Here is a 21,782-nt window from a genome sequence, read left to right on the forward strand (position 1 = left end):
AAGATGGCACAAGATTTAAAAATAAGATATTCGGATAAAGATCTTGAAGAGTTCAAAGTTCTGATAGAAGAAAAAATAGAAAAGGCAAAAAGCCATTTGGATCTTCTCAAAAGCTCCTATATGAATGATGGCAACAATGGTACGGATGATACAGCACCTACCTTTAAAGCTTTTGAAGAGGGTTCTGAAACGATGAGCAAGGAGGCCAACACCCAATTGGCCATACGTCAGGAAAAGTTCATCCGCGACCTTAAGAATGCCTTGATGCGTATAGAAAACAAAACGTATGGCATTTGTCGGGTTACAGGAAAACTCATCAATAAGGAGCGTCTTAAATTGGTACCACATGCTACATTGAGCATCGAGGCCAAGAACATGCAGAAATAAAGATGCAACGCCGGAAAAGGTGGTTTTTTGCGGGGGGATGAAGAAGGGACTATTTATTTCGGTACTGTTGTGTGCTAATTTGCTGGCTGCCCAGAAGCTTGTAAAAAAATCCTACATTGACGCTACCACCTCTTCTATTCAAATAGAAACCAACAATTGTTTTGAAGTGGATCTGAGGACTTCCTTGTCGGATCAAATGGTGGTTGAGGCTACTATAGATGGGGAATACAAAAAGGATTTGCTGCTCAATATACGGAAAGCAGGTACCACGGTCTTCGTCAGTACAGGTTTTCAGCCCAATTTCGTAAACCCAAACGACAAGTTAAGTGCACATAAGGTCATATCCATCGCCTTAACGGTCATGGTCCCCCGGCACAAAAGTGTAAAGATATATGGGACCAGTAGCAATATTACCGTTACGGGCTCCTATGAAGAATTGGATGTTGTTTTGGAAGATGGCAGATGTACTCTGAACAACACCGGCCAAACCGTAGCCGTCACTACACAGAGCGGAGATATTTATGTAAGCCAAGGGGCTGCGGAAATCAAGGCTTCCTCCAAATATGGAAAAATATTCGAGGAGACCATTCCCGAGGGAGACAATCGTTTTACCCTACGCACAACTACGGGCAACATACATCTTAAGAAAACCAAATAATATGTCTATTTTTGCCCAACCTATTTTTGACGCATGAGTTTAAAAAAGTCCCTTATACTAATTACTTTGGTACTATTGGTGGACCAAGTAAGCAAAATCTACATCAAGACACATTTTATCTATGAGCACTCTGTAGAGGTCTTTAGTTGGTTCAAAATATATTTTATAGAGAATTCTGGAGCGGCATGGGGTACCAAACTCAGCGATTTCCTGCCTATTTCGGAATCGGCCGGAAAATTGATTTTGACCATTTTTAGACTTTTTGCTATTGTGGGAATCGGTTATTGGTTGCACGACACCATTAAAAAGAAGGCTTCCAGAACCCTTATTTTGTCCGTTTCCCTGATTTTTGCGGGAGCTTTGGGCAATATTTTGGATTCCATCTTTTACGGGGTTTTGTTCAACGACAGTTATAACCAGGTGGCCACTTTGTTTTCGGATGAGCCCTACGGCAGTCTTTTTTATGGTAGGGTGGTAGATATGCTTTATTTCCCCATGGTAGATACTACCTGGCCCGATTGGGTTCCCTATTTTGGGGGGAACAGGTTTCGATTTTTCGAACCCGTATTCAATATAGCTGACACGGCCATCAGCACGGGGGTAGGTATATTGTTGGTCTTCAACAAAAAGGCTTTTGCAAAGCAAGACGCCTAGAACCTGTACGTTTTACTGGGAGTAACGCAGTAATCCATGGGAATATCGTTCTTATGAATGTCAGCAATGGGTTCATCTTCCGCTTCAAAGAGGGAAAGCCCTATTTTCAGGACTTTGGGATGGCAGGCTTCCAAGAAATGGTCGTAAAACCCTTTTCCATAACCCACCCGATTGCCCAATTGATCAAAGGCAAGGAGTGGCATAAAAACTACATCCAGCTGATATGCAGGCACTTCGAGTCCACCGGTAGGTTCGGGAATATGCCACTTGTTCTTTTTTAGGACGGTATTGTCGGTAAGCAAGTAATGCCGTAGGATCCCGCCCTTTTCCATTTTGGGAAGCACCACATTTTTGTCCTTTCCCAATAGAATGGAAAGGATGTAAGAAGTATCAACCTCTTTTTTTTCTGCAAGCTGCAAAAAAAGATGATAGGTATCAAAGGACCAAATTGGGAGTTCAAGAAGTCTGTTCGCCAGTTGCAGACTTAGCGAGGATAATTCTTCTGAAGATAAACTGTTTCTAAGATTTTGATAGTGTAATCGAAGTTCCTGCTTCAACATATGATTGCTAAGCTCTCGGAAAAATTGGGGAAACGATAAAACTAAAACTACTCCTTAACAACAACTGCATAGTAAATTTTGAAGAAGAGCATCAAAATAAGGTAGGTGCCTCCAACAATAAAGTAATTCTCCATACGATTATAAATTTTTGATGAAATAAATGTAAAGAAAAATCTTTATAAATCCCATAAAAGGCACTTTTTTACCGATGAAATGCGCTTTTTTAATTGTTTTTTAACATTTCCCTTTCCTTTGGATTACAAAAAGTTTACAAAGATCTTATTTTAAACAGATGATATTCAATATTTTAGATGGCCAAATAAGGAATTGGGAACAATTTGGGCATTGGGCATTTCGTCCTTATTTTTTTTGAATTTTTAAGAAAAAAAAGAAAGATATGGCAAAAGACGGCCCCTGGATTTTCGAAAAACCCAAATCAAGGCGTCAAAAAAACTATAGCTGTACTCCCAAGCGCGCAGCCTTGGGTTTTTCCTGTTCTGGAATACCCAAACACTGCGTATGGGCCAATTACGGGAACCGTTAAAGAAGGGAAGTTAAAAAAAACAAAAGCCCTATCCCTTTCATAAAAACATAGTAATTTAACTTTGTAAACAATGATCTGTAAAATCGCGTTCAATTAGATGTCCGAAATTTCCATTGAGGTACAACTGAGTACATTGCCCAACAGCCCCGGAGTATACCAGTTCTATGATTCGGACGAGGTAATACTTTATGTGGGCAAAGCGAAGAATCTAAAAAAAAGGGTTTCTTCCTATTTTACGAAAAAACACGAATACGGAAAAACGCGGGTGCTGGTTAAAAAAATAAGGTCCATTAAGCATATTGTGGTCCCTACCGAATCGGATGCGCTCCTGTTGGAGAACAACCTGATCAAGAAATATCAGCCCAGATATAATGTAATGCTCAAGGATGATAAGACCTATCCTTGGATCTGTATAAAAAAGGAGCGCTTTCCCAGAATATTCCCCACCCGTAAGTTGATCAAGGATGGTTCCGAATACTACGGTCCCTATACGAGTATGAGGACCGTACACACCTTATTGGATCTCATAAAGGGGGTATACCCTTTAAGGACCTGCAACTACGATCTTTCCAAGGAAAAGATTGAAGCGGGCAAATACAAGCTATGCCTGGAATACCATCTGGGAAATTGCAAGGGCCCGTGCGAAGGCCTTCAGGAAGAGGAGGAGTACAACAGGCAAATAGCCGATATTAGGCAGATAATAAAAGGGAATTTCAAAACCTCCCTGCAGTACTTTAAAAAACAAATGCGGTCCTTGGCCGCACAAATGCATTTTGAGGAGGCACAGCGGATAAAGGACAAAATAGAAGTACTGGAAAACTACCAGGCCAAGTCTACCATAGTGAACCCCAAGATCAACAATGTGGACGTATTTTCGGTGATATCCGATGAGGTCTTTGCCTATGTTAACTTTTTGGAACTTTCGCACGGCTCCATCATACGTTCGCACACCATGGAAATAAAAAAGAAATTGAACGAATCTGATGAAAACCTCCTTCAGATGGCGATAATAGAGATACGGCAGCGTTTCAATTCCAATTCGAGCGAGATCTATGTGCCGTTCCGGATTACGGTAGCACCTGACTTAAAGGTCACCGTTCCCAAATTGGGCGACAAAAAGAAGTTATTGGAGCTTTCCGAGCGGAATGCCAAGTTCTTTAGGCAAGAGCGCTTTAAGCAGATCAAGATTACGGATCCCGATAGGCACGCCAATCGGATTGTGGCCCAGATGAAAAAGGACCTGCGCCTGTCCGAAGAACCACGCCATATAGAGTGTTTTGATAATTCCAATATACAAGGGAGCAATCCGGTAGCCGCCTGTGTGGTCTTCCGAAATGCAAAGCCCTCCAAAAAAGAGTACAGACATTTTAATATTAAGACGGTGACCGGGCCCGATGATTTTGCCTCCATGGAAGAAGTGGTCTTTAGGCGTTACAAGCGCATGTTGGACGAAGAGGAGTCCCTACCGCAGTTGGTCGTCATTGACGGGGGCAAGGGCCAGTTGTCATCGGCCCTTAAAAGCTTGGAATTGCTGGATTTAAGGGGCAAAGTGGCCATCATTGGGATTGCAAAGCGCCTGGAGGAGATTTATTTTCCGGACGATCCCATTCCCTTGTACCTGGATAAAAAATCGGAAAGCTTGCGCATCATACAGCAATTGCGTAATGAGGCCCACCGTTTTGGGATTACCTTTCATCGGAACAAAAGAAGCAAAGCGGCCATTGATTCGGAACTGGAGGGTATAGCAGGAATCGGAGAAAAAACGGCCCAAGAATTATTAAAGGAGTTTAAATCGGTAAAGCGCATCAAGGAGGCCTCTATCGAAAACTTGGCCAAATCCGTCGGGATGGTCAAAGCAAAGAAAATATATGAAACCTTTCACTAAAGAACCTGTACAGGGCAGGTGCAAACCGTATCTATGGGTAGCCCTGTTGCTCATGTCCCTGTCCCTTACGGCACAACAACAGGCCGAGGATGTAAAAGTCGGATTGGTGCTCAGTGGGGGTGGTGCCAAGGGGATGGCACATATAGGGGCATTGAAGGTGATCGAAGAGGCCGGAGTGGAAATCGATTATATTGGGGGGACCAGTATGGGGGCCATTGTAGGGGCACTGTATGCCTCCGGATATTCTGCGGGGGAATTGGACTCAATTTTTAAAAATACCGATTTCACCGAGCTTATACAGGATAACCTGCCCAGAAATGCAAAAACGTTCTATGAAAAAGAGGATTCGGAAAGATACGCGCTTACGTTGCCCTTCAGCAATTTTAAGATCTCCTTCCCTTCAGCAATCTCTAGAGGACAAAATATCTATAATGAATTGGTCCGTCTTTTATTTCATGTAAAGGATGTAGATGACTTTGGCCGCTTGCCCACCCCTTTTTTCTGTATAGCCACCAATATTGAGACGGGGGAAGAAGTGTTGTTGGACAGGGGATATCTCCCCGAGGCCATTTTGGCCAGTGGCACCTTTCCCTCCCTGTTTGAACCTTCGGAGATAGACGGGAACATTTTGATAGATGGAGGCGTGGTCAATAACTATCCCGTGGAAAGGGTAAAGGCCCTGGGAGCGGATATCATCATTGGTGTAGATGTTCAGCACGGTCTGTCGGACAGGGAATCCCTAAATTCCGCCACAGAGATCTTGTTGCAGATCAACAATTTTAGAACGGTCAGCGATATGGTCGAAAAATCCAAGCAGACCGATATCTATATCACGCCGGATATCGCCAATTTTTCGGTCATCGATTTTGACCTTGGTGGCCAGATCATCAAAAGTGGGGAAGTGGCCGCTAAACAGCACACTGTGGCATTAAAGGCCCTTTCCATGCGGCAAAACCGTCAAAAAACGATAAAACAGGCCATTGAGCCGCAGGACTCCATTACCATAAACCGCCTTATTTTGCGTGGAAACAAGAATTATACCCGCGGTTATGTTAAAGGAAAGTTGCGATTTCCCCTAGGAGAGAAAACGACCTTCGAAAAACTGCAACAGGGAATCAGCAACCTTTCGGCTACCAGTAACTTTCAAGGACTGAGGTACGAGTTGGTGTCCAATGGCCTTGGGGTAGACCTTATTTTAAAACTGCGGGAGAACCCTACAAAAACTTATATCCGCCTGGGCGCACATTATGATGACCTGTATAAAAGTGCGGCCATGATCAATTTAACCCGTAAGAACTCTTTACTTAAAGATGATGTGGCTTCGTTCGACTTTATTTTGGGCGATAATATCAGGTATAATCTGCAGTATTATGTGGATAAGGGATTTTATTGGAGCTTTGGGGTCAATTCCAAATTTGATCAGTTCGAGGAAGAAATAGATTTTGATCTGATTCGATCAAATTTTGAGGTCACTGACGACCCCAATATCAATTCCATTAACCTGGATGTTTCGGACCTGACCAATCAAATTTATCTACAAACCGTGTTTCAGGAGGAATTTGCCGTAACCCTGGGCGCAGAACACAAATTCCTAAAATATAGCACCAGGACATTACGGGATTCCACTGCTGGGAACAACATGGCCCTGAACCTGTCTTCCGAGGGCCGAACATTCTTTGAAAAGAGCAACTATTTTAGCGCCTACGGGAATCTCATTCTGGACACTTATGACGACAATTATTTTCCAAGCAAGGGCTTGTACTTCAACGGAGACTTCCACTTGTATTTGTTTTCATCCGATTTCAATGATAATTTCAAGGAGTTTTCCATTGCCAAGGCCAGAATGGGTGCGGCCTTTCCCTTGGCTGGGAAATTTTCCCTGAACATAGAGACCGAAGGGGGCTTTAAATTGGGCACCTCCGGGGTTACTTCCTTTGATTTTGTGCTGGGAGGCTTTGGGAACAACCTGACCAATAATTTTGTACCCTTTTTGGGCTATGATTTTTTAAGCCTGCCAGGAAACAGCTATGTAAAGGCATTTGGGCGGTTGGATTATGAATTCTCCCCAAAGAACCATCTTATGTTCTCGGCAAATTTTGCCAATGTGGACGACGATCTTTTCCGGACGGGGGAGTGGTTTACGGAGCCCAGCTTTTCCGGTTATTCACTGGGATACGGATGGGAGTCCTTTATGGGCCCTATGCAGGTATTGTATTCCTGGTCCCCGGAAATAGATAGCAGTAACATCTTTATTAGTATAGGATATTGGTTTTAAGCCGTATGCCGTATCGAGAGTTGATCGTTTTTTTACGATATTTGTACTTCGGATTCCCGATGATATGCTAGAAACACGGATTGATATAACTGCCCATCTCAGGGCTATGTGGTAAGGACATGGTGGAGACTTTCCACCACACATATCCTTATTCAATATTTAGTTAATCTATTCAAAAGAACATCATGGCAGCAGAAATAAAGAATTTAAAAGATTTAAAGAACACGGAATATTCCCTGAAGAAACTATTTTCGGACGCGGAGGATTTCCTTCCACTCCTGGGCACGGACTACGTGGAACTTTATGTAGGAAACGCGAAGCAGTCCGCCCATTATTACAAGACGGCCTTTGGGTTTCAGTCCGAGGCCTATGCCGGTTTGGAAACAGGCCTTAAAGATCGGGTGTCCTATGTTTTGAAACAGGGAAAAATTAGATTGGTACTGACCAGCCCTTTGCAAAAAGGGGGCGAAATCAACAGACACATAGAGGAACATGGAGATGGGGTCAAAGTGGTGGCCTTATGGGTCGAAGATGCCACTAAGGCATTCGAGGAAACCACCAAGCGCGGGGCCAAGCCCTTTATGCAACCCACCCGTGAGGAAGATGGGCAGGGCCATACCATACGGTCTGGAATCTACACCTATGGTGAAACGGTGCATATTTTCGTTGAGCGCAAAAACTACCAGGGCGTTTTTCTGCCCGGATACAAAAAATGGGAGTCGCACTACAACCCTGAACCAGTGGGATTAAAATTTATAGACCATATGGTGGGCAACGTAGGTTGGGATGAAATGAACACCTGGTGCAAGTTTTACGGGGAAGTTATGGGCTTTGCCCAAATCATTTCCTTTGTGGACGATGATATTGCAACGGAGTACACTGCCCTAATGAGCAAGGTGATGAGCAATGGGAACGGCCGCGTAAAGTTCCCTATCAACGAACCGGCCAAGGGCAAGAAAAAATCACAAATTGAAGAGTATTTGGATTTTTACAACGGCCCTGGGGTACAGCATATTGCCGTTGCCACGGACAACATTGTGGAAACGGTTTCCGCCATGCGCGATAGAGGGGTAGAGTTTTTATATGTGCCCGAAGAATATTACGACGACTTATTGGAAAGGGTCGGCGAAATAGATGAGGACGTTGAGGTGCTAAAAAAACACGGTATCCTTATCGATCGGGATGAGGAGGGGTACTTGTTACAATTGTTTACAAAAACGGTAGTGGACAGGCCCACTATGTTTATCGAGGTTATTCAACGCAAGGGCGCCCAGTCTTTCGGGGTTGGAAATTTCAAGGCACTATTTGAGGCTATAGAACGCGAACAAGAGGCTAGGGGAACCCTTTAAAGGCCCCTGCTTTCTTAATAATTTGCAAATTTTTGCCCGGCTTATCTAAATTACTGTTAAGACGATAGTTAAAGTACGTTAAAACAATTTACAGAACAGAAATGATGCCTTAAATTTGTAACACATAAGGGGTGGTTCCCTTATTACTTTAAGTATTGGTTTTTCATAATTTAAAGTTTGGTTGGTTATTTAGGAAAAGCCCAGTGTCAACACTGGGCTTTTTTTTGTGCAATACTTTGGAACAAAATTTGTTTAAGTAAATGTAAAGTGGAAATAATTTAATCCCGTTTTAGTAATTTTAGTGCAACTTTCGGCTATGAAAAAACTTTACATCGTTCTTGTTGTATTTGTGGGCCTTTCCTTAAATGCCCAAGAAAAAGGACCTGCCTTTAAATCTGGAGAGTGGCTTAAGTTCAGAATACATTATGGATTTTTGAATGCCAGTTTTGCGACCCTTCATCTAAAGACCGATGTTATAAACGATACTCCGGTCTATCATGTGGTAGGCAGGGGAAGGACCACGGGCTTTGCTAGCATCTTTTTTAAGGTAGACGACACCTATGAAAGCTATTTTGGCCAACAGAACGGAAAACCGTACAAGTTTGTGCGCAAGATCAATGAGGGGGGCTATACCAAGGATGTGGAAATAAACTTTGACCATGAAAACGATCTTGCGGTACTAAATGACAAGAAGAACAAGAAAAAGTTTAATTTTACGATCCGGGATAGTATACAGGATCTGTTATCTGCCTTCTACTACCTGAGAAGCAATTATGAATTGGATGATTTGGTCAAGGGTGAATCCATACAGTTGGATATGCTTTACGATGATGATGGAATCTTTAAGTTCAAGCTCAAGTATTTGGGGAAAGAAATATTGCGCACCAAGTTCGGCAAGGTAGAATGTTTAAAATTTAGACCTTACGTACAGTCGGGCAGGGTATTTAAGGAACAGGAAAGTCTGTCCCTTTGGGTATCCAACGACCGCAATAAGATTCCCATTAGGATAAAGGCAGATTTGGCTGTCGGTTCCATAAAGGCAGATTTGGCCGGATATAACGGTTTAAGGAACCAGTTTAAAATAATAATGGATTAGGGCACTTTATGAACGATAAGGAGCGGATTGAATCGCAAATCGCCAAACTCGCCGAAAAATATAAGAATTCTGGTCAAGATTTAAGCTCTTATCTGGATGGGCTTCTCTACCAGCGTTACCTTACCTATTGGGATTATATCCATTTGGATACTCTTTTGAGTCTTCAGGTACCGAGGACCCATTTCCCGGATGAGGAGATCTTCATCATGTACCATCAGATTACGGAACTCTATTTTAAATTAATTCTTCATGAGCAAAAACAATTGGTGGATGTCGTTTCACAGGAAGCCCATTTTTTTATAGAGAAGGTCAATAGGATAAATAGCTATTACAAGGCCCTAATTTCCTCCTTTAGTATTATGATAAAGGGGATGGAGCGCGAGCAGTTTTTGCAATACAGAATGGCCCTTTTGCCCGCTAGCGGATTTCAATCGGCCCAGTACAGAATGATCGAGGTCTACGCCACGCCCTTGGAGAATTTGGTACACCATACCGAACGGGATAGGTTTTCCTCAAAGAATAGTATTGAAGAGCTGTTTGAGCATATCTATTGGAAAAAAGGAGCCACGGATAAGGCAACGGGTGAAAAGACCCTGACCCTTAAGCAATTTGAGTATCGGTATACGCCCAGGCTCATACGGATCGCCAAACAATTGAAGGATACCACCATATATCACAAATACCAGAAATTACCTGAGGAAATTAAGCATAATAAAACCCTGATAGCTGCGTTAAAAAAATTGGATATCAATGCAAACGTGAATTGGCCATTGATGCATATGGGCTCTGCCTATAGATATCTGGCCAAGGACAACAAAGCAATAGATGCAACAGGGGGCACCAATTGGAAGAAGTTTTTACCTCCAAGTTTTCAAAAAGTGGTGTTTTTCCCTGAACTGTATTCAAAAAAAGAGTTGGATAATTGGGGAAAACAATGGGTAGACCATATCTTTAACCCCGAAAAACTAGAACAATAGAATAGGCATGCAAAAATATTGGGGCTTCATTTTGGCATTGGTTTTACTGGCATCCTGTAAAGAGGACAAACCCCTCAAGCAAGAGGTGGTCGCCGTGAAAGCCGATGAAATACCGGTTGTGGTAAAGCAGTATGGGTTTAACCTGGATAACTTTAAGGTACAACAAGATACCGTAAAGAGCGGGGATAGTTTTGGGGAACTCATGCTCCAAAACAAGGTGGATTACCCCAAAATTGCAAGGGTTTCCGAGGAATTCAGGGATACCTTTGACGTGCGAAAGATTATGGTGGGGAAACCCTATTGGATTCTAAAATCCAAAGATAGTACAGAAAGGGCCCAAGTATTCATCTATGAAAACGACCGCATCAATTATACCGTGGTGGACCTTAGGGACTCTGTGGTGGCCTACAAAGAGAAGAAGGAAGTAAAGTATGTGCAAAGGGAAGCTTCGGGAATTATTGAAACTTCTTTGTCGGAAGCCATACTGGACCAGGGAATAGATTATAACATAACCAACAACCTATCCGAGATATACGCCTGGACCATAGATTTCTTCAGACTACAAAAAGGGGATAAATTCAAGGTCATCTACAAGGAAAAATTTATCAACGACAGTATATATGCAGGGGCAGAACCTATTGAGGCAGCCTATTTTGAGCATAATGGAAAACCCTTTTACGCCTTCAATTTTGAAGCGGATTCCCTTAAGAACCTGGATGATTATTTTGATGAATCGGCCAATAATTTGAGAAGAACGTTTTTACGGGCTCCTGTAAAGTTTAGTAGAATATCGTCCAGATATAACCTAAAAAGGAGGATACGCTACTACGGATACAGGGTTAGGCCGCACAAGGGAACGGATTATGCCGCACCTGTAGGCACGCCCATTTTGGCTACCGCCAATGGTACCGTTACCGAGTCTACAAGGCGCGGGGGCAATGGACGGTATGTAAAGATCAGACATAACGGCACCTATAGTACCCAGTACTTGCACATGAAAAAACAAAAGGTAAAACGGGGCGATTTTGTACAGCAGGGCGACGTTATCGGATGGGTAGGCATGACCGGCAATACCGGTGGCCCCCACGTATGTTATCGTTTCTGGAAAAATGGCCGGCAGGTAGACCCCTTTAGAGAGGAGCTACCGGCAGCGGAACCCCTTGCAGAAGCCTTAAGGCCCAAGTATACCGAATTTATAGCACCCATAAAAGATCAGTTGGATTGCATGGGTTTCCCGGAAAAAGAATCTCAGGTTGATCTCCTAACGCTGAATCAATAAAATGCCATTACAGAACACCGACCCAACCACCACCAAAGCCTGGGAAAAACTGACCCAACATTTTACTGAAAACAGAACCCTAAAACTTAAAGATCTCTTTGCGGCCAATAAAGAAAGGGCCAAGGAGTTCAGTATAAGCTGGGGCGATTTTTTATTGGATTATTCCAAGAACCGGATTAATGGGGAGACCATGTCCCTTTTGCAGGCACTTGCCCGTGAGATGGGACTAAAAGATGCCATCCAGAAATATTTTTCGGGGGATACGATCAACGAGACCGAAGGGAGGGCCGTACTTCATACGGCTTTGCGCGCCAGGGAATCGGCAACGGTACAAGTTGCAGGTGAAAATGTGATTCCCGAGGTGTACCGTGTCAAGGCACAGATCAAGGCCTTTACGGAAGCGGTAATCTCCGGGGATAAAAGAGGATACACAGGAAAAAAATTCACGGATATCGTGAATATTGGTATCGGGGGTTCAGATTTGGGACCTGCGATGGTCACCGAGGCCTTGAAATTTTATAAGAACCATCTAAAGGCCCACTTTGTAAGCAATGTGGATGGGGATCATGTGCACGAAATCCTTAAGGAGCTCGATCCGGAGACCACACTGTTCATTGTGGTTTCCAAGACCTTTACCACTCAGGAGACCCTGAGCAATGCCACGACCATCAAAAAGTGGTTCCTGGGTTATGCGGAACAACAGGATGTGGCCAAACATTTTGCTGCGGTTTCCACCAATGCGGCCCAAATAGAAGCCTTCGGCATTGCCGAGGAAAACGTATTTCCCATGTGGGATTGGGTGGGCGGTAGGTTCTCCTTGTGGAGCGCCGTGGGCCTATCCATAGCCCTTGCGGTAGGTTTCGAAAATTTTGATGCCCTTCTGGCCGGTGCCCATGACATGGATACGCATTTTAAAACGGCCGATTTTGAGGACAATATACCCGTTATCCTGGCCCTTTTGAGTATATGGTACAACAACTTCCACGGGGCCGAAACGGAGGCCATTATTCCCTATTCCCAATACCTGAATAGGTTTTCGGCCTATTTGCAGCAGGGGATTATGGAAAGTAATGGGAAGAGCGTGGGCAGGAATGGGCAAAGGACAGCCTACCAGACCGGGACCATAATCTGGGGAGAACCCGGAACCAACTCGCAGCACGCCTTTTTTCAGTTGATCCACCAGGGGACCAAGCTCATTCCGACCGATTTCATTGGATTTAAGGAATCCCTACATGGGGACACCGACCACCACCACAAGCTAATGGCCAATTTTTTCGCCCAGACCGAAGCCCTGATGAACGGAAAATCCAAGGCAGAGGTGCTGACCGAATTGAAAGAAAAAGGCCTGTCCGAAAAGGAAATTGCGCCCCTACTTCCCTTTAAAGTTTTCGAGGGCAATAAGCCTACAAATACGCTACTTATCAAAAAACTGACCCCTAAAAGCTTGGGCGCTTTGATCGCGATGTACGAGCATAAGATATTCGTACAAGGGGTGTTATGGAACATCTATAGCTACGATCAGTGGGGTGTTGAACTCGGGAAGCAGTTGGCTACAGCCATTTTAAAGGATATACAGGATTCCGAAATCACTGATCACGATGCTTCTACAATGCAGCTTTTGCAATCTTTTAAGAACTAAGGTAGAATTTCCCCATTTTTGAGCAACAGTTAATAACTTCTTGTTTTTCAGCTTTTTTTATGAAAAATTTATGTTAAATTGAACTCGACTAATTTAACGTTGGCTTAATGCAGGAGTGTTTGGAATACAGCACTTTTGTACCACGATTAAAAACAAATAAACACTGGAAAAATGAAAAAACTTTACTTTGTAGTGGCCGCTTTGCTTTTTTCTGCGGCTACTTTTGCACAGGGTGTTACCACAGCTTCCATAGGAGGTAAGGTAACCGACAACACCGGGGAACCCCTCTTAGGGGCCAGTATCGTAGCAGTACACACGCCTTCAGGGACCAAGTATGGTGCCGCTACAGATTTTGATGGGTACTACCGTATCTCGGGTATGCGAACAGGAGGTCCGTACACCGTGACCATTTCCTATGTAGGATTTAATGATGATGCACGGCAAGGGGTCTACCTAAATTTGGGACAGACCACAAGGATTAGCTCGCAGCTGTCCGAATCTGCTACCGCCTTGGACGAGGTGGTGATCACGGCCGTGTCCAATGGCGTTTTCGGTTCGAACAAAACCGGAACGAACACCAACATTTCGAGCAGGGAAATTGCGACCATTCCGGCTGCATCCCGATCTATCGCGGATTTCGTTAGGATTACACCACAGGCACAGTTGAGCGAGGGTGACGACGGTTTCTCCGTTTCCCTGGCCGGTCAAAACAACCGTTACAATGCCATCTATATTGATGGAGCTGTAAACAATGACGTTTTTGGCCTGGCAGGGTCGGGTACCAATGGAGGCCAGACCGGTGTAAACCCATTTTCCGTGGATGCGATCGAGACCTTTCAGGTGAACATAGCGCCTTTTGATGTAAAACAATCCGGTTTCTCCGGGGGATCTATCAACGCCATTACCCGCTCTGGGTCCAATAGGTGGGAGGGATCTGCATATGGCTTTGTACGAAATGAGAGTCTAGTGGGCAAGACCCCGCCAGAATTGGTAGGTGCAGGTGAATCCAGGGAAAAAGTGGACGATTTTAGCGCCCTTACCTACGGTGTCCGTGTTGGAGGGCCCATTGTAAAGGACAAATTGTTCTTCTTCGTAAACTACGAAAGACAGGATGATGAAACCCCGCAACCTTTTAACCTTTCCAACTATACCGGACGGGCCTCACAGGCAGACCTTGATGGATTAAGCACTTTTTTACAGAACACCTACAATTACAATCCTGGGATCTTCAACAACAATACCAGAACCTTGGAGAGTGACAAGTTCACAGCAAAAATTGACTGGAACATCAACGATGACCACAAGCTTTCCTTGCGTCATGGTTTGGTAAAAGGAGAGAATTTGGAAGCGAGAAATTCGGATAACAATACCATAGGATTTATCAACGGTTCCGAATTTTTTAAGACAACCACAAATTCTACGGCCCTGGAACTAAACTCCAGGTTCGGGAACAAATATGCGAACAACTTAATTTTGACCTATACTACGGTACGGGACGACCGTGATCCTTCTGGAGATCCTTTCCCCACTGTGGATATCCAAGACGGGTTGGGTGAGATTTCCTTTGGTTCCGAGCCCTTTTCCACGGCCAACCTGTTGAACCAGGACGTATTCAACTTGATCAATAATTTTGAGATCTACGCCGGGGCGCACACCATTACCCTAGGTACCAACTTGGAGTATGCTTCCGCAAAGAACCTTTTCTTTGCCTTTAACTTTGGGGACTACACCTTTGAAGATCAGTTTGCCGCGGATGGCACTACTTTGACATCTTCTGGTCTAAACCAGTTCCTTACCGGACAGGATGCCGATGTTTACCAGCACGGATATTCTTTGGTGGGTAACGGGGTTACCGGAGATGAATCTGCCGGATCTGCTGATTTTACCACCTTCCAGGCCGGGTTTTATGTGCAGGATGAGGTGCAATTTACCGACAATTTCAAGTTTACCATCGGTATGCGTGTAGATGTTCCTTTCTTCGAGGATGGTACGGTCAACGACGATTTCAATACCCGCACCATTCCTTTATTGGAGGCTGCCGGGAAAGATTTACAAGGTGCCCGTGTAGGACAATCCATAGGTGCCAACGCCCACATATCCCCTAGAATAGGGTTTAACTGGGATGTGCATGGCAATTCCACCACACAGGTACGAGGCGGCCTGGGAATCTTTACTTCCAGACTACCCTTGGTATGGCCAGCTGGAACCTACAACAACAACGGGGTCACCGGCGGGTTTAATTTTGAGTTTGGGCAGCCCTTCGTTGCCGATGTAAACAATCAGTTCGAAGATCCTGCTCCGGGTTCCGGAGGATTGGGAGGTAATATAGACCTGATATCCGAGGACTTTAGGTTGCCACAGGTGATTAAGTACAACATAGCCGTGGACCAGAAGCTGCCACTTTGGGGATTGATCGCTTCCGTAGATTTCCTTTATACCGATGTTATTACCGATATCTATTATGAAAACCTAAACCTACCGGATGCCACCGGCTCTTTGTTGACCGGACCGGATAGAAGGCCTACCTATAGTAGAAGTGATGAAATCGATGACACCTATGGAAGGATTATCCTGGCTTCCAACACTGGAGGTGGTGATGCGACCAATGTGTCCTTTACATTGAGAAAGCCTTATGAAAATGGTTTTGCAGGCCAGGCTTCCTACGCGTACGGGGTATCCAACAAAATTTTTGATGGTACTTCCTCACAAAACAGTTCCCAATGGAGAAACATACAAACTGTGAACGGAAAGAACTCCGATTTGCCGGTAACGGAATCTGACTTCTCGCTGGGACATAGGGTAACCGCAAATGTTTCCTATGCCATTGAGTACGGAGGTGAGTTTGGGGGCAGGACTACCTTGGGCCTTTTTTACGAAGGAGCCGAAGGCTTGCCCTATAGCTGGATCTATAACGAAGGACGTGATTTGTTGAACGATGATTCCAGGGACAATGCCTTGATCTATGTGCCTGCCACGCAGAACGATATTAACTTGGTAGATCTAACGGACAGCAATGGAAATGTTACCGCTACACCTGCCGAGCAGTGGGCCGCTTTGGATCGCTTCATCGAAAACGATGACTACCTAAGTACCCGTAGGGGGCAATACGCCGAGCGTAACGGTGCCCGATCTGCTTGGAGTCATGTGGTTGATCTAAAGTTCCTTCAGGACGTTTATATCAAGACCGGGGAAAACAAGCACACCCTGCAACTGTCCTTTGATATCTTTAACTTCACCAACCTCTTGAACAAGGATTGGGGCGTAAGAAGGTTCGTGGACGATTTGGAAGCTGCACCGATTACTACGGCCAGTGGCGGACCAAATCCGGCCTTTACCTTTGACCCGGACACACAAATAGAGGATTTTGAACAAATAGACGACAGGGGTATCCAATCATCCAGGTGGCAAATGCAACTTGGGTTACGGTATATCTTTAACTAATACATCAGCCTAATTATTTTTAAGACCCCGACCGTAGTGTCGGGGTTTTTTAATGCCCAAAAATTACTACTTTTAGGCAACTAAAAATCAACATTATGTACGAAACCATACAAATCTTGCATTCCTATATGGCCTATGTGGTGCTGGCCGTACTTTTCCTTGCCGTGGCCAACGCCCTTATTGGACTGGCCGGAAACAAAATGTTTACCTTGAACAAAGACTTTCGTCTTAGTCTCTTTACCCTTATTCTATCGCATATACAATTGGTAGTGGGCCTTATTCTTTATTTTATTTCCCCTAACGGAATGAAAGCCATTCAGGAACTGGGTATGGGAGGTATGAGTGCTGCCGCTCGATTGCTGGCACTGGAACATCCACTGATCAACATCATTGCCGTGGTGTTCATCACCATTGGATGGTCTCGGCACAAGAAGTTTATGGAAGGGAACAAGAAATTCAAGAGCATCGCCATATTCTATGGCCTTGGATTGGTGTTTATTCTTAGCCGCATTCCATGGGGGCAATGGCTTAACTAGTTCCCTCAGCTTGGGATAACCCCCTCACACAAGGTTTGAAAACATCTGATCTATGGTTTGTAGATCTGATAGCCCATTTTATAAAAAAGGAGCGGCCGTCTGGAAAGTATGTGATTGTCCGGACGGCCGCTTTAACCTTGGCGCTTGGGTCTAAGCGTGATAGTAACGTTCATTTACTATTTTGCCGTTTTCCCAGGTGGTCCGGACTACCTGTTCAAACTTGTGCTCCGTGCCGTCGTTGGTCCGGAATTCCATTACGGCTTCGTAGAAGGTAGTGTTGTCCTTTACGGCAGGGCCGCTCAACACTTTATATCCGTGGAACGCCACCACCGTGTCCAATAACTTTTTTTCTTCTGCCAGGCAAAAGTCCTTGCCCACTTTTGCAGGATTGTTTCCCTCGAAGAGTTGCACATCCTCGGCCAGATATTCTTCCATGGCCTCGATAAACTTACCCTCTGCCAAAAGCGCGGTCACCTCCTTGGCTTTTGTCAATAATTCATGTTCCTGTACTGTTGTTGTATCCATAATTACACTTTTTAGTTTGTGATTTTTATATGCACAAAAGTCGTACAAGCACAAGAACCTTGGAATACCATTTTTTCCCTAATCCTTGTAGAAATTACCTTTTTCCTGTTTTTGGCCACTTCAGTAGTATTTGTCAATGCCACCGAACCCTTTTATCATTTTGTTTCCCCTGGTTTTAGTGATAAAATTCGAAAGTCTTTTTTTGAATTCATCCGGACGCTTGCGGGCGCTATCAATGTAAGCAATTCGAATTCTTTTGTAGGGGTCGGAGAACGCTTGATAGTGTGCCCACGCCTTCTTGTCCTTTTTTATTTCATCGATGATGTCGACCGGGAAATCAAATTCCTCGCGGACAATGGGACCTACACTTTTTTCCACTCTGGGATGCAGTTTTTTTTCCTTGAAAAGCCACTTTAATCGCTCTTTGTTCGCCTGCGAGTAACCGCTTCGGGCACGCCTTGGGGTAAATCGTTGTATGGTATGGTCTTGGTCGAGCGACTTTACCGTACTGTCGATCCATCCGAAACAGAGCGCCTCTTCTACCGCATCGTTATATGGAATACGAAGTTTTCCAGAAGCAACTTTTGGATAGACCAACCAGATTTCCGAGGCCTTGTTATGGTTTTCCAGAAGCCAATCACGCCATTTTTTCCTATCGATGAAGTATTTGGTTGTAGCATGGTTCATGCAGATGGTATTGGATGTTTAATATTTCATGACTTTCAGCTTACCTACACATTATTTTTGGATTACTTTGAACATCCCGGGGCCATCGTCGGCCCGTTTCGTGTAACCGAACCCCTTGTAGAATGCCTCCACGCCTTGTGCGGCCATAAGACCAACAAATGCATACCCCTGAACCCTGTGGTCCAAAAATGATTCTATGGTGTTCATAAGGGAGGTGCCTACCCCTTTGCCTTGATGCTCCGGGTGTACAATAAGGTCTTGAATATAGAAGTAAATGGCCCCATCACCAATAACACGTCCCATGCCTATGGCTTTTCTATCGCTAAACAGGCAAACGGAAAACAGATCGTGTTCCAGGGCCTTTTGTACCTGAAGGTCGGGAACCAGGTTCCAATTTGTGGTTCCGCGCAAGGCCTGATAGTCTTTTACTCCAAGGGCGTTGGTTTTCATTGTATACATCTCCATCGTTTGGTAAGCGACCAAATAAGGGTCTCAAGTTTTCGTTTTCGCAGTGCGACTTCATTTAAATGTGGACACTTCCTTGGGCAGTTTCATCCCCAAATAGCGTTCTTTAATGATATTAAAATGCCTCAGCTCATGGCCTGCAATGTGGTAGGCCAATCCCCTTACCGTTCTTTTATTAATAATGCTACCGTCAAAGTCGACCCCTTTCCCACTTCGCGTCAAGGCCTCCTCGGGCAAATTTTGAAATAGGGAAAGGGTAGATTTTCTCACGGTTTCGTATTCTTCAAAGATACTGTCCAAACTTCTGGTATTTGCACCGGAATATCGGGCGTAGTGGTTTTCCTCAAAACCCAGCACGGGAGTCTGATCGTTGCGCGCATACCTTAGCGCCCTATAGGCAAAAATACGTTCGTCGTCTATCAGGTGTACTAGAATCTCCTTGATGGTCCACTTGTCCGTGGAATAGCGGTAGTATAGCTGTTCTTCGGGTAGCCCGTAAATGAATTCTTTGATCGTTAAAAAATTCTGCCAAAGATGGTCCAATATGTTGCCATCATCCTCCAATAGATCCATATAAATTTTGGAATAGCTGGGGTATTCTCCTGGAATCGGTTTGTCAATGTTTCTCATAGGACGTACATGTTTTTTATTTAAAATTTTTCGCCCAAATTTTCGCCCACCCGCCAAGCGGGGCAATAAGTTCGTACAACGCTTCTCCTTGCGCAGTAAGGGCATACCCTTCCATGGTCCGCTCTATGAGATGGGAATCCTTGAGTTCCTTCAGCCTTTTGTTCAATGTGGTGGGTGAAATGGATTCGCAGTACTCCTGAAGTTTTCTGAAGGTACTGGGACCGTTGTATAGGTGCCATACGATTCCCATGGCCCAACTGCGGCCTAAAAGGTCTAATAAAGCCATGATGGGCTGTCCGGTCTTGGAACCCCTAACGGGTTTGCCTGGAATGGGTATTGCCATGGGTATTGCTACATATTGAATAGCAAAGCTACATAAAAAGTAGCATTTTGTACAATTTTATTTCAAAACTTCTCCGGTCCTTTTTTCCTCAGGGTTTTTTAACCCACAAAAATTATCGCTTAATCATCCACGGGCAGCAGATCACAAAACCAAAAGCCCATGGAAGCGGTATCTTCCTGCTTTTCGTCGTCCTTGGGCGCCCTATATTCCCGATACACCTTTTCGCCAATCGTGAATTTTACGGGATGTTTGAAGATGGGCCCATCAAAACAAAAGGTATGGAACTCGCCATGCTCGCCACAGGGGTCAACGTTTGCCGGAAGATTGTCTAGGAAGGTCTCATCGATTATCCTTCCCGCAAAGGACACATCCAACAGATCAGCTTTGATACAGACCACTACGGCCTTGAACCCGAGATCCAAAAATTCTTCCAACAGCGCTCTGGTGTTGCGCTTCCAAAGGGGAAAGCTACATTGTATGCCAAAAGGTTCCAGTTGTGTTTCCCGATAGCTGCGAAGATCCTCAAGAAAGATATCCCCAAAGGCCGTATGTGCGTATCCCTGGTCCCGTAAAGTTTCCACTGTCCTTGTCATTATACGGTTATAGTCCTCCATGGAGGGTTCTTCTGGAAGTTCGATGGTGGTACAGGGAAGTCCTATGGCTTCAACTTGTTTTTCCAAGAGCGCTCTGCGAAGCCCGTGCATGGAAACCCGATCGTGGTGGGTGTTAATGGACGTAAGCAGGCGATCCACCTGGTACTTCCCGTCTTTTTGCAAATGGTAAAGGGCCAGTGAGGCATCCTTCCCGGAACTCCAGTTAAAATAGGTTTTTAGTTTTTGTGTCATTCCAAGGGTTTTTGGTCAACCTACCACCATAAGGTTTGCCTTCATAGATTCGCGTATTGCCTTTGTTGCACTTTTGGATGTATAAAGATACTCATTTTGACCTCCAACTTCCTTCAGCACACGCCCACCGGGTTAAGCTGATTTTAATCATTTTACCTACCGCAATTCTGGGATATCTTTATCTGGATCCAATTTGGAATGAAATGAAAAAACTCCTTTTGATCCATGCTATACTCGCAACGGGTTTAATACAAAGTTGTACCATGGTAAAAGTACGTAGTAGTGAAAAACGAAATCCGATACCCCAAAGTGTGGTAGTGGATCAGGAACTGAAAATAACCAGTTGGGGTGCCATTCAGGTAAATAAGGCCCATTTCTATCCATCCAGTTTTCAACTAAAATGGGGTGGTACTGTCAGCTACATAGACCCGGTGGAAATACCCGATGGGGAGAAAGCGGATTACATCTTTCTCACCCATGCACACCCTGATCACTTTTCCTTGACCACCATTGAAAAAATTGTAAAACCGGAAACGGTGTTTATTTGCCCTAAAGGGGTCTCGGCAAAACTAGAAAAAAAGGGATATAAGGTACGAGAGGTACGGCCTGGAATAACTATAGGGTTCAATGGAATACAGTGCGAAGCCGTCGCCGCCTATAACACCAAAAACGTATTTCTTTGGATTAAGGCACACCCTAAATCCAAAGGAAACGTGGGCTATGTCCTAGACTTTGGCCGCACACGCATTTACCATGCCGGCGATACCGATTTGATTCCGGAAATGGACGGTATAGCTTCCATCGCCGTAGCCATGGTTCCCGTTGGGGGAGATAATTTGACCATGGATGTGGAAGAGGCGGCAAGGATGGTCAACCAGATCAAACCGGACCGGGTAATACCAATGCACTATGAGCTTAAAAATTCCGAAGACCTAAAGAAGTTTGGGGCGCTGGTTGGTAAGGAAATTGATCTTTTATTATTGGAATAGGTCTTAGGCCGTAAATTC

Annotated in this window: 20 protein-coding genes; 13 read left to right on the plus strand and 7 right to left on the minus strand. The window is 44.5% G+C overall.

Annotation, left to right across the window (positions count from 1 at the left end; translation table 11 throughout):
* Positions 1-3: 3 nt before the first annotated feature.
* The 3 genes from ACRD67_RS16070 to ACRD67_RS16080 are packed head-to-tail and all read left to right on the plus strand — an operon-like array spanning position 4 to position 1,699.
* Positions 4-387 carry a TraR/DksA family transcriptional regulator gene (locus ACRD67_RS16070; RefSeq protein WP_430968245.1) on the plus strand — a complete coding sequence of 128 codons (384 nt, stop codon included), beginning with the start codon at positions 4-6 and terminating at the stop codon, positions 385-387.
* 37 nt (positions 388-424) lie between these two features.
* Positions 425-1,045: a DUF4097 family beta strand repeat-containing protein gene (locus ACRD67_RS16075; RefSeq protein ID WP_430968246.1), complete on the plus strand. Its 621-nt coding sequence runs from the start codon at positions 425-427 to the stop codon at positions 1,043-1,045.
* A gap of 33 nt (positions 1,046-1,078) precedes the next feature.
* A complete protein-coding gene (locus ACRD67_RS16080) occupies positions 1,079-1,699 on the plus strand; it encodes a lipoprotein signal peptidase (RefSeq protein ID WP_430968247.1) in 621 nt (206 codons plus the stop codon).
* Here the strand turns inward: ACRD67_RS16080 and ACRD67_RS16085 are convergent.
* Positions 1,696-2,259 carry a 5-formyltetrahydrofolate cyclo-ligase gene (locus ACRD67_RS16085; protein WP_430968248.1) on the minus strand — a complete coding sequence of 188 codons (564 nt, stop codon included), beginning with the start codon at positions 2,257-2,259 and terminating at the stop codon, positions 1,696-1,698. The genes ACRD67_RS16080 and ACRD67_RS16085 overlap by 4 nt on opposite strands.
* A gap of 641 nt (positions 2,260-2,900) precedes the next feature.
* On the opposite strand from ACRD67_RS16085, the gene uvrC reads away from it, so the two are divergent.
* The 9 genes from uvrC to ACRD67_RS16130 all read left to right on the plus strand — a co-directional run bounded on the left by uvrC (position 2,901) and on the right by ACRD67_RS16130 (position 17,280).
* Positions 2,901-4,688, plus strand: coding sequence for an excinuclease ABC subunit UvrC (uvrC, locus tag ACRD67_RS16090; protein WP_430968249.1), 1,788 nt, complete (start codon positions 2,901-2,903; stop codon positions 4,686-4,688).
* Positions 4,689-4,740: 52 nt separating this feature from the next.
* Positions 4,741-6,963 (plus strand): patatin-like phospholipase family protein, encoded by a 2,223-nt coding sequence (locus ACRD67_RS16095; RefSeq protein WP_430968674.1) that lies wholly within the window; start codon positions 4,741-4,743, stop codon positions 6,961-6,963.
* A gap of 185 nt (positions 6,964-7,148) precedes the next feature.
* A complete protein-coding gene (gene hppD / locus ACRD67_RS16100) occupies positions 7,149-8,312 on the plus strand; it encodes a 4-hydroxyphenylpyruvate dioxygenase (RefSeq protein WP_430968250.1) in 1,164 nt (387 codons plus the stop codon).
* Between the two features lie 316 nt (positions 8,313-8,628).
* The gene (locus tag ACRD67_RS16105; protein WP_430968251.1) at positions 8,629-9,408 is read left to right on the plus strand and encodes a DUF3108 domain-containing protein; all 780 of its coding nucleotides are present in this window, start codon (positions 8,629-8,631) and stop codon (positions 9,406-9,408) included.
* An 8-nt stretch (positions 9,409-9,416) separates the two neighbouring features.
* The gene (locus tag ACRD67_RS16110) at positions 9,417-10,385 is read left to right on the plus strand and encodes a tryptophan 2,3-dioxygenase family protein (protein WP_430968252.1); all 969 of its coding nucleotides are present in this window, start codon (positions 9,417-9,419) and stop codon (positions 10,383-10,385) included.
* A 7-nt stretch (positions 10,386-10,392) separates the two neighbouring features.
* Positions 10,393-11,664: a M23 family metallopeptidase gene (locus tag ACRD67_RS16115; RefSeq protein ID WP_430968253.1), complete on the plus strand. Its 1,272-nt coding sequence runs from the start codon at positions 10,393-10,395 to the stop codon at positions 11,662-11,664.
* Between the two features lies 1 nt (position 11,665).
* On the plus strand, positions 11,666-13,303 hold the full coding sequence (gene pgi, locus ACRD67_RS16120) for a glucose-6-phosphate isomerase (RefSeq protein ID WP_430968254.1): 1,638 nt from the start codon (positions 11,666-11,668) through the stop codon (positions 13,301-13,303).
* A 171-nt stretch (positions 13,304-13,474) separates the two neighbouring features.
* The gene (locus tag ACRD67_RS16125) at positions 13,475-16,744 is read left to right on the plus strand and encodes a TonB-dependent receptor (protein ID WP_430968255.1); all 3,270 of its coding nucleotides are present in this window, start codon (positions 13,475-13,477) and stop codon (positions 16,742-16,744) included.
* Between the two features lie 95 nt (positions 16,745-16,839).
* On the plus strand, positions 16,840-17,280 hold the full coding sequence (locus ACRD67_RS16130; protein WP_430968256.1) for a hypothetical protein: 441 nt from the start codon (positions 16,840-16,842) through the stop codon (positions 17,278-17,280).
* A 150-nt stretch (positions 17,281-17,430) separates the two neighbouring features.
* Here the strand turns inward: ACRD67_RS16130 and ACRD67_RS16135 are convergent, their stop codons facing one another.
* The 6 genes from ACRD67_RS16135 to ACRD67_RS16160 all read right to left on the minus strand — a co-directional run bounded on the left by ACRD67_RS16135 (position 17,431) and on the right by ACRD67_RS16160 (position 20,775).
* Positions 17,431-17,805 (minus strand): hypothetical protein, encoded by a 375-nt coding sequence (locus ACRD67_RS16135; RefSeq protein ID WP_430968257.1) that lies wholly within the window; start codon positions 17,803-17,805, stop codon positions 17,431-17,433.
* 120 nt (positions 17,806-17,925) lie between these two features.
* On the minus strand, positions 17,926-18,492 hold the full coding sequence (locus ACRD67_RS16140) for a YdeI/OmpD-associated family protein (protein ID WP_430968258.1): 567 nt from the start codon (positions 18,490-18,492) through the stop codon (positions 17,926-17,928).
* A gap of 51 nt (positions 18,493-18,543) precedes the next feature.
* Positions 18,544-18,951: a GNAT family N-acetyltransferase gene (locus ACRD67_RS16145; RefSeq protein WP_430968259.1), complete on the minus strand. Its 408-nt coding sequence runs from the start codon at positions 18,949-18,951 to the stop codon at positions 18,544-18,546.
* Positions 18,952-19,011: 60 nt separating this feature from the next.
* Positions 19,012-19,587 (minus strand): DinB family protein, encoded by a 576-nt coding sequence (locus ACRD67_RS16150; protein WP_430968260.1) that lies wholly within the window; start codon positions 19,585-19,587, stop codon positions 19,012-19,014.
* A 16-nt stretch (positions 19,588-19,603) separates the two neighbouring features.
* Positions 19,604-19,930 (minus strand): winged helix-turn-helix transcriptional regulator, encoded by a 327-nt coding sequence (locus tag ACRD67_RS16155; protein ID WP_430968261.1) that lies wholly within the window; start codon positions 19,928-19,930, stop codon positions 19,604-19,606.
* 119 nt (positions 19,931-20,049) lie between these two features.
* On the minus strand, positions 20,050-20,775 hold the full coding sequence (locus tag ACRD67_RS16160) for a Dph6-related ATP pyrophosphatase (protein ID WP_430968262.1): 726 nt from the start codon (positions 20,773-20,775) through the stop codon (positions 20,050-20,052).
* A gap of 203 nt (positions 20,776-20,978) precedes the next feature.
* Here ACRD67_RS16160 and ACRD67_RS16165 point away from each other — a divergent pair, with 203 nt between their 5' ends.
* Positions 20,979-21,764 (plus strand): MBL fold metallo-hydrolase, encoded by a 786-nt coding sequence (locus tag ACRD67_RS16165; RefSeq protein ID WP_430968263.1) that lies wholly within the window; start codon positions 20,979-20,981, stop codon positions 21,762-21,764.
* Positions 21,765-21,782 lie beyond the last annotated feature (18 nt).

Source organism: Eudoraea algarum, assembly GCF_050589645.1.
Taxonomy (GTDB): domain Bacteria; phylum Bacteroidota; class Bacteroidia; order Flavobacteriales; family Flavobacteriaceae; genus JBNGOQ01.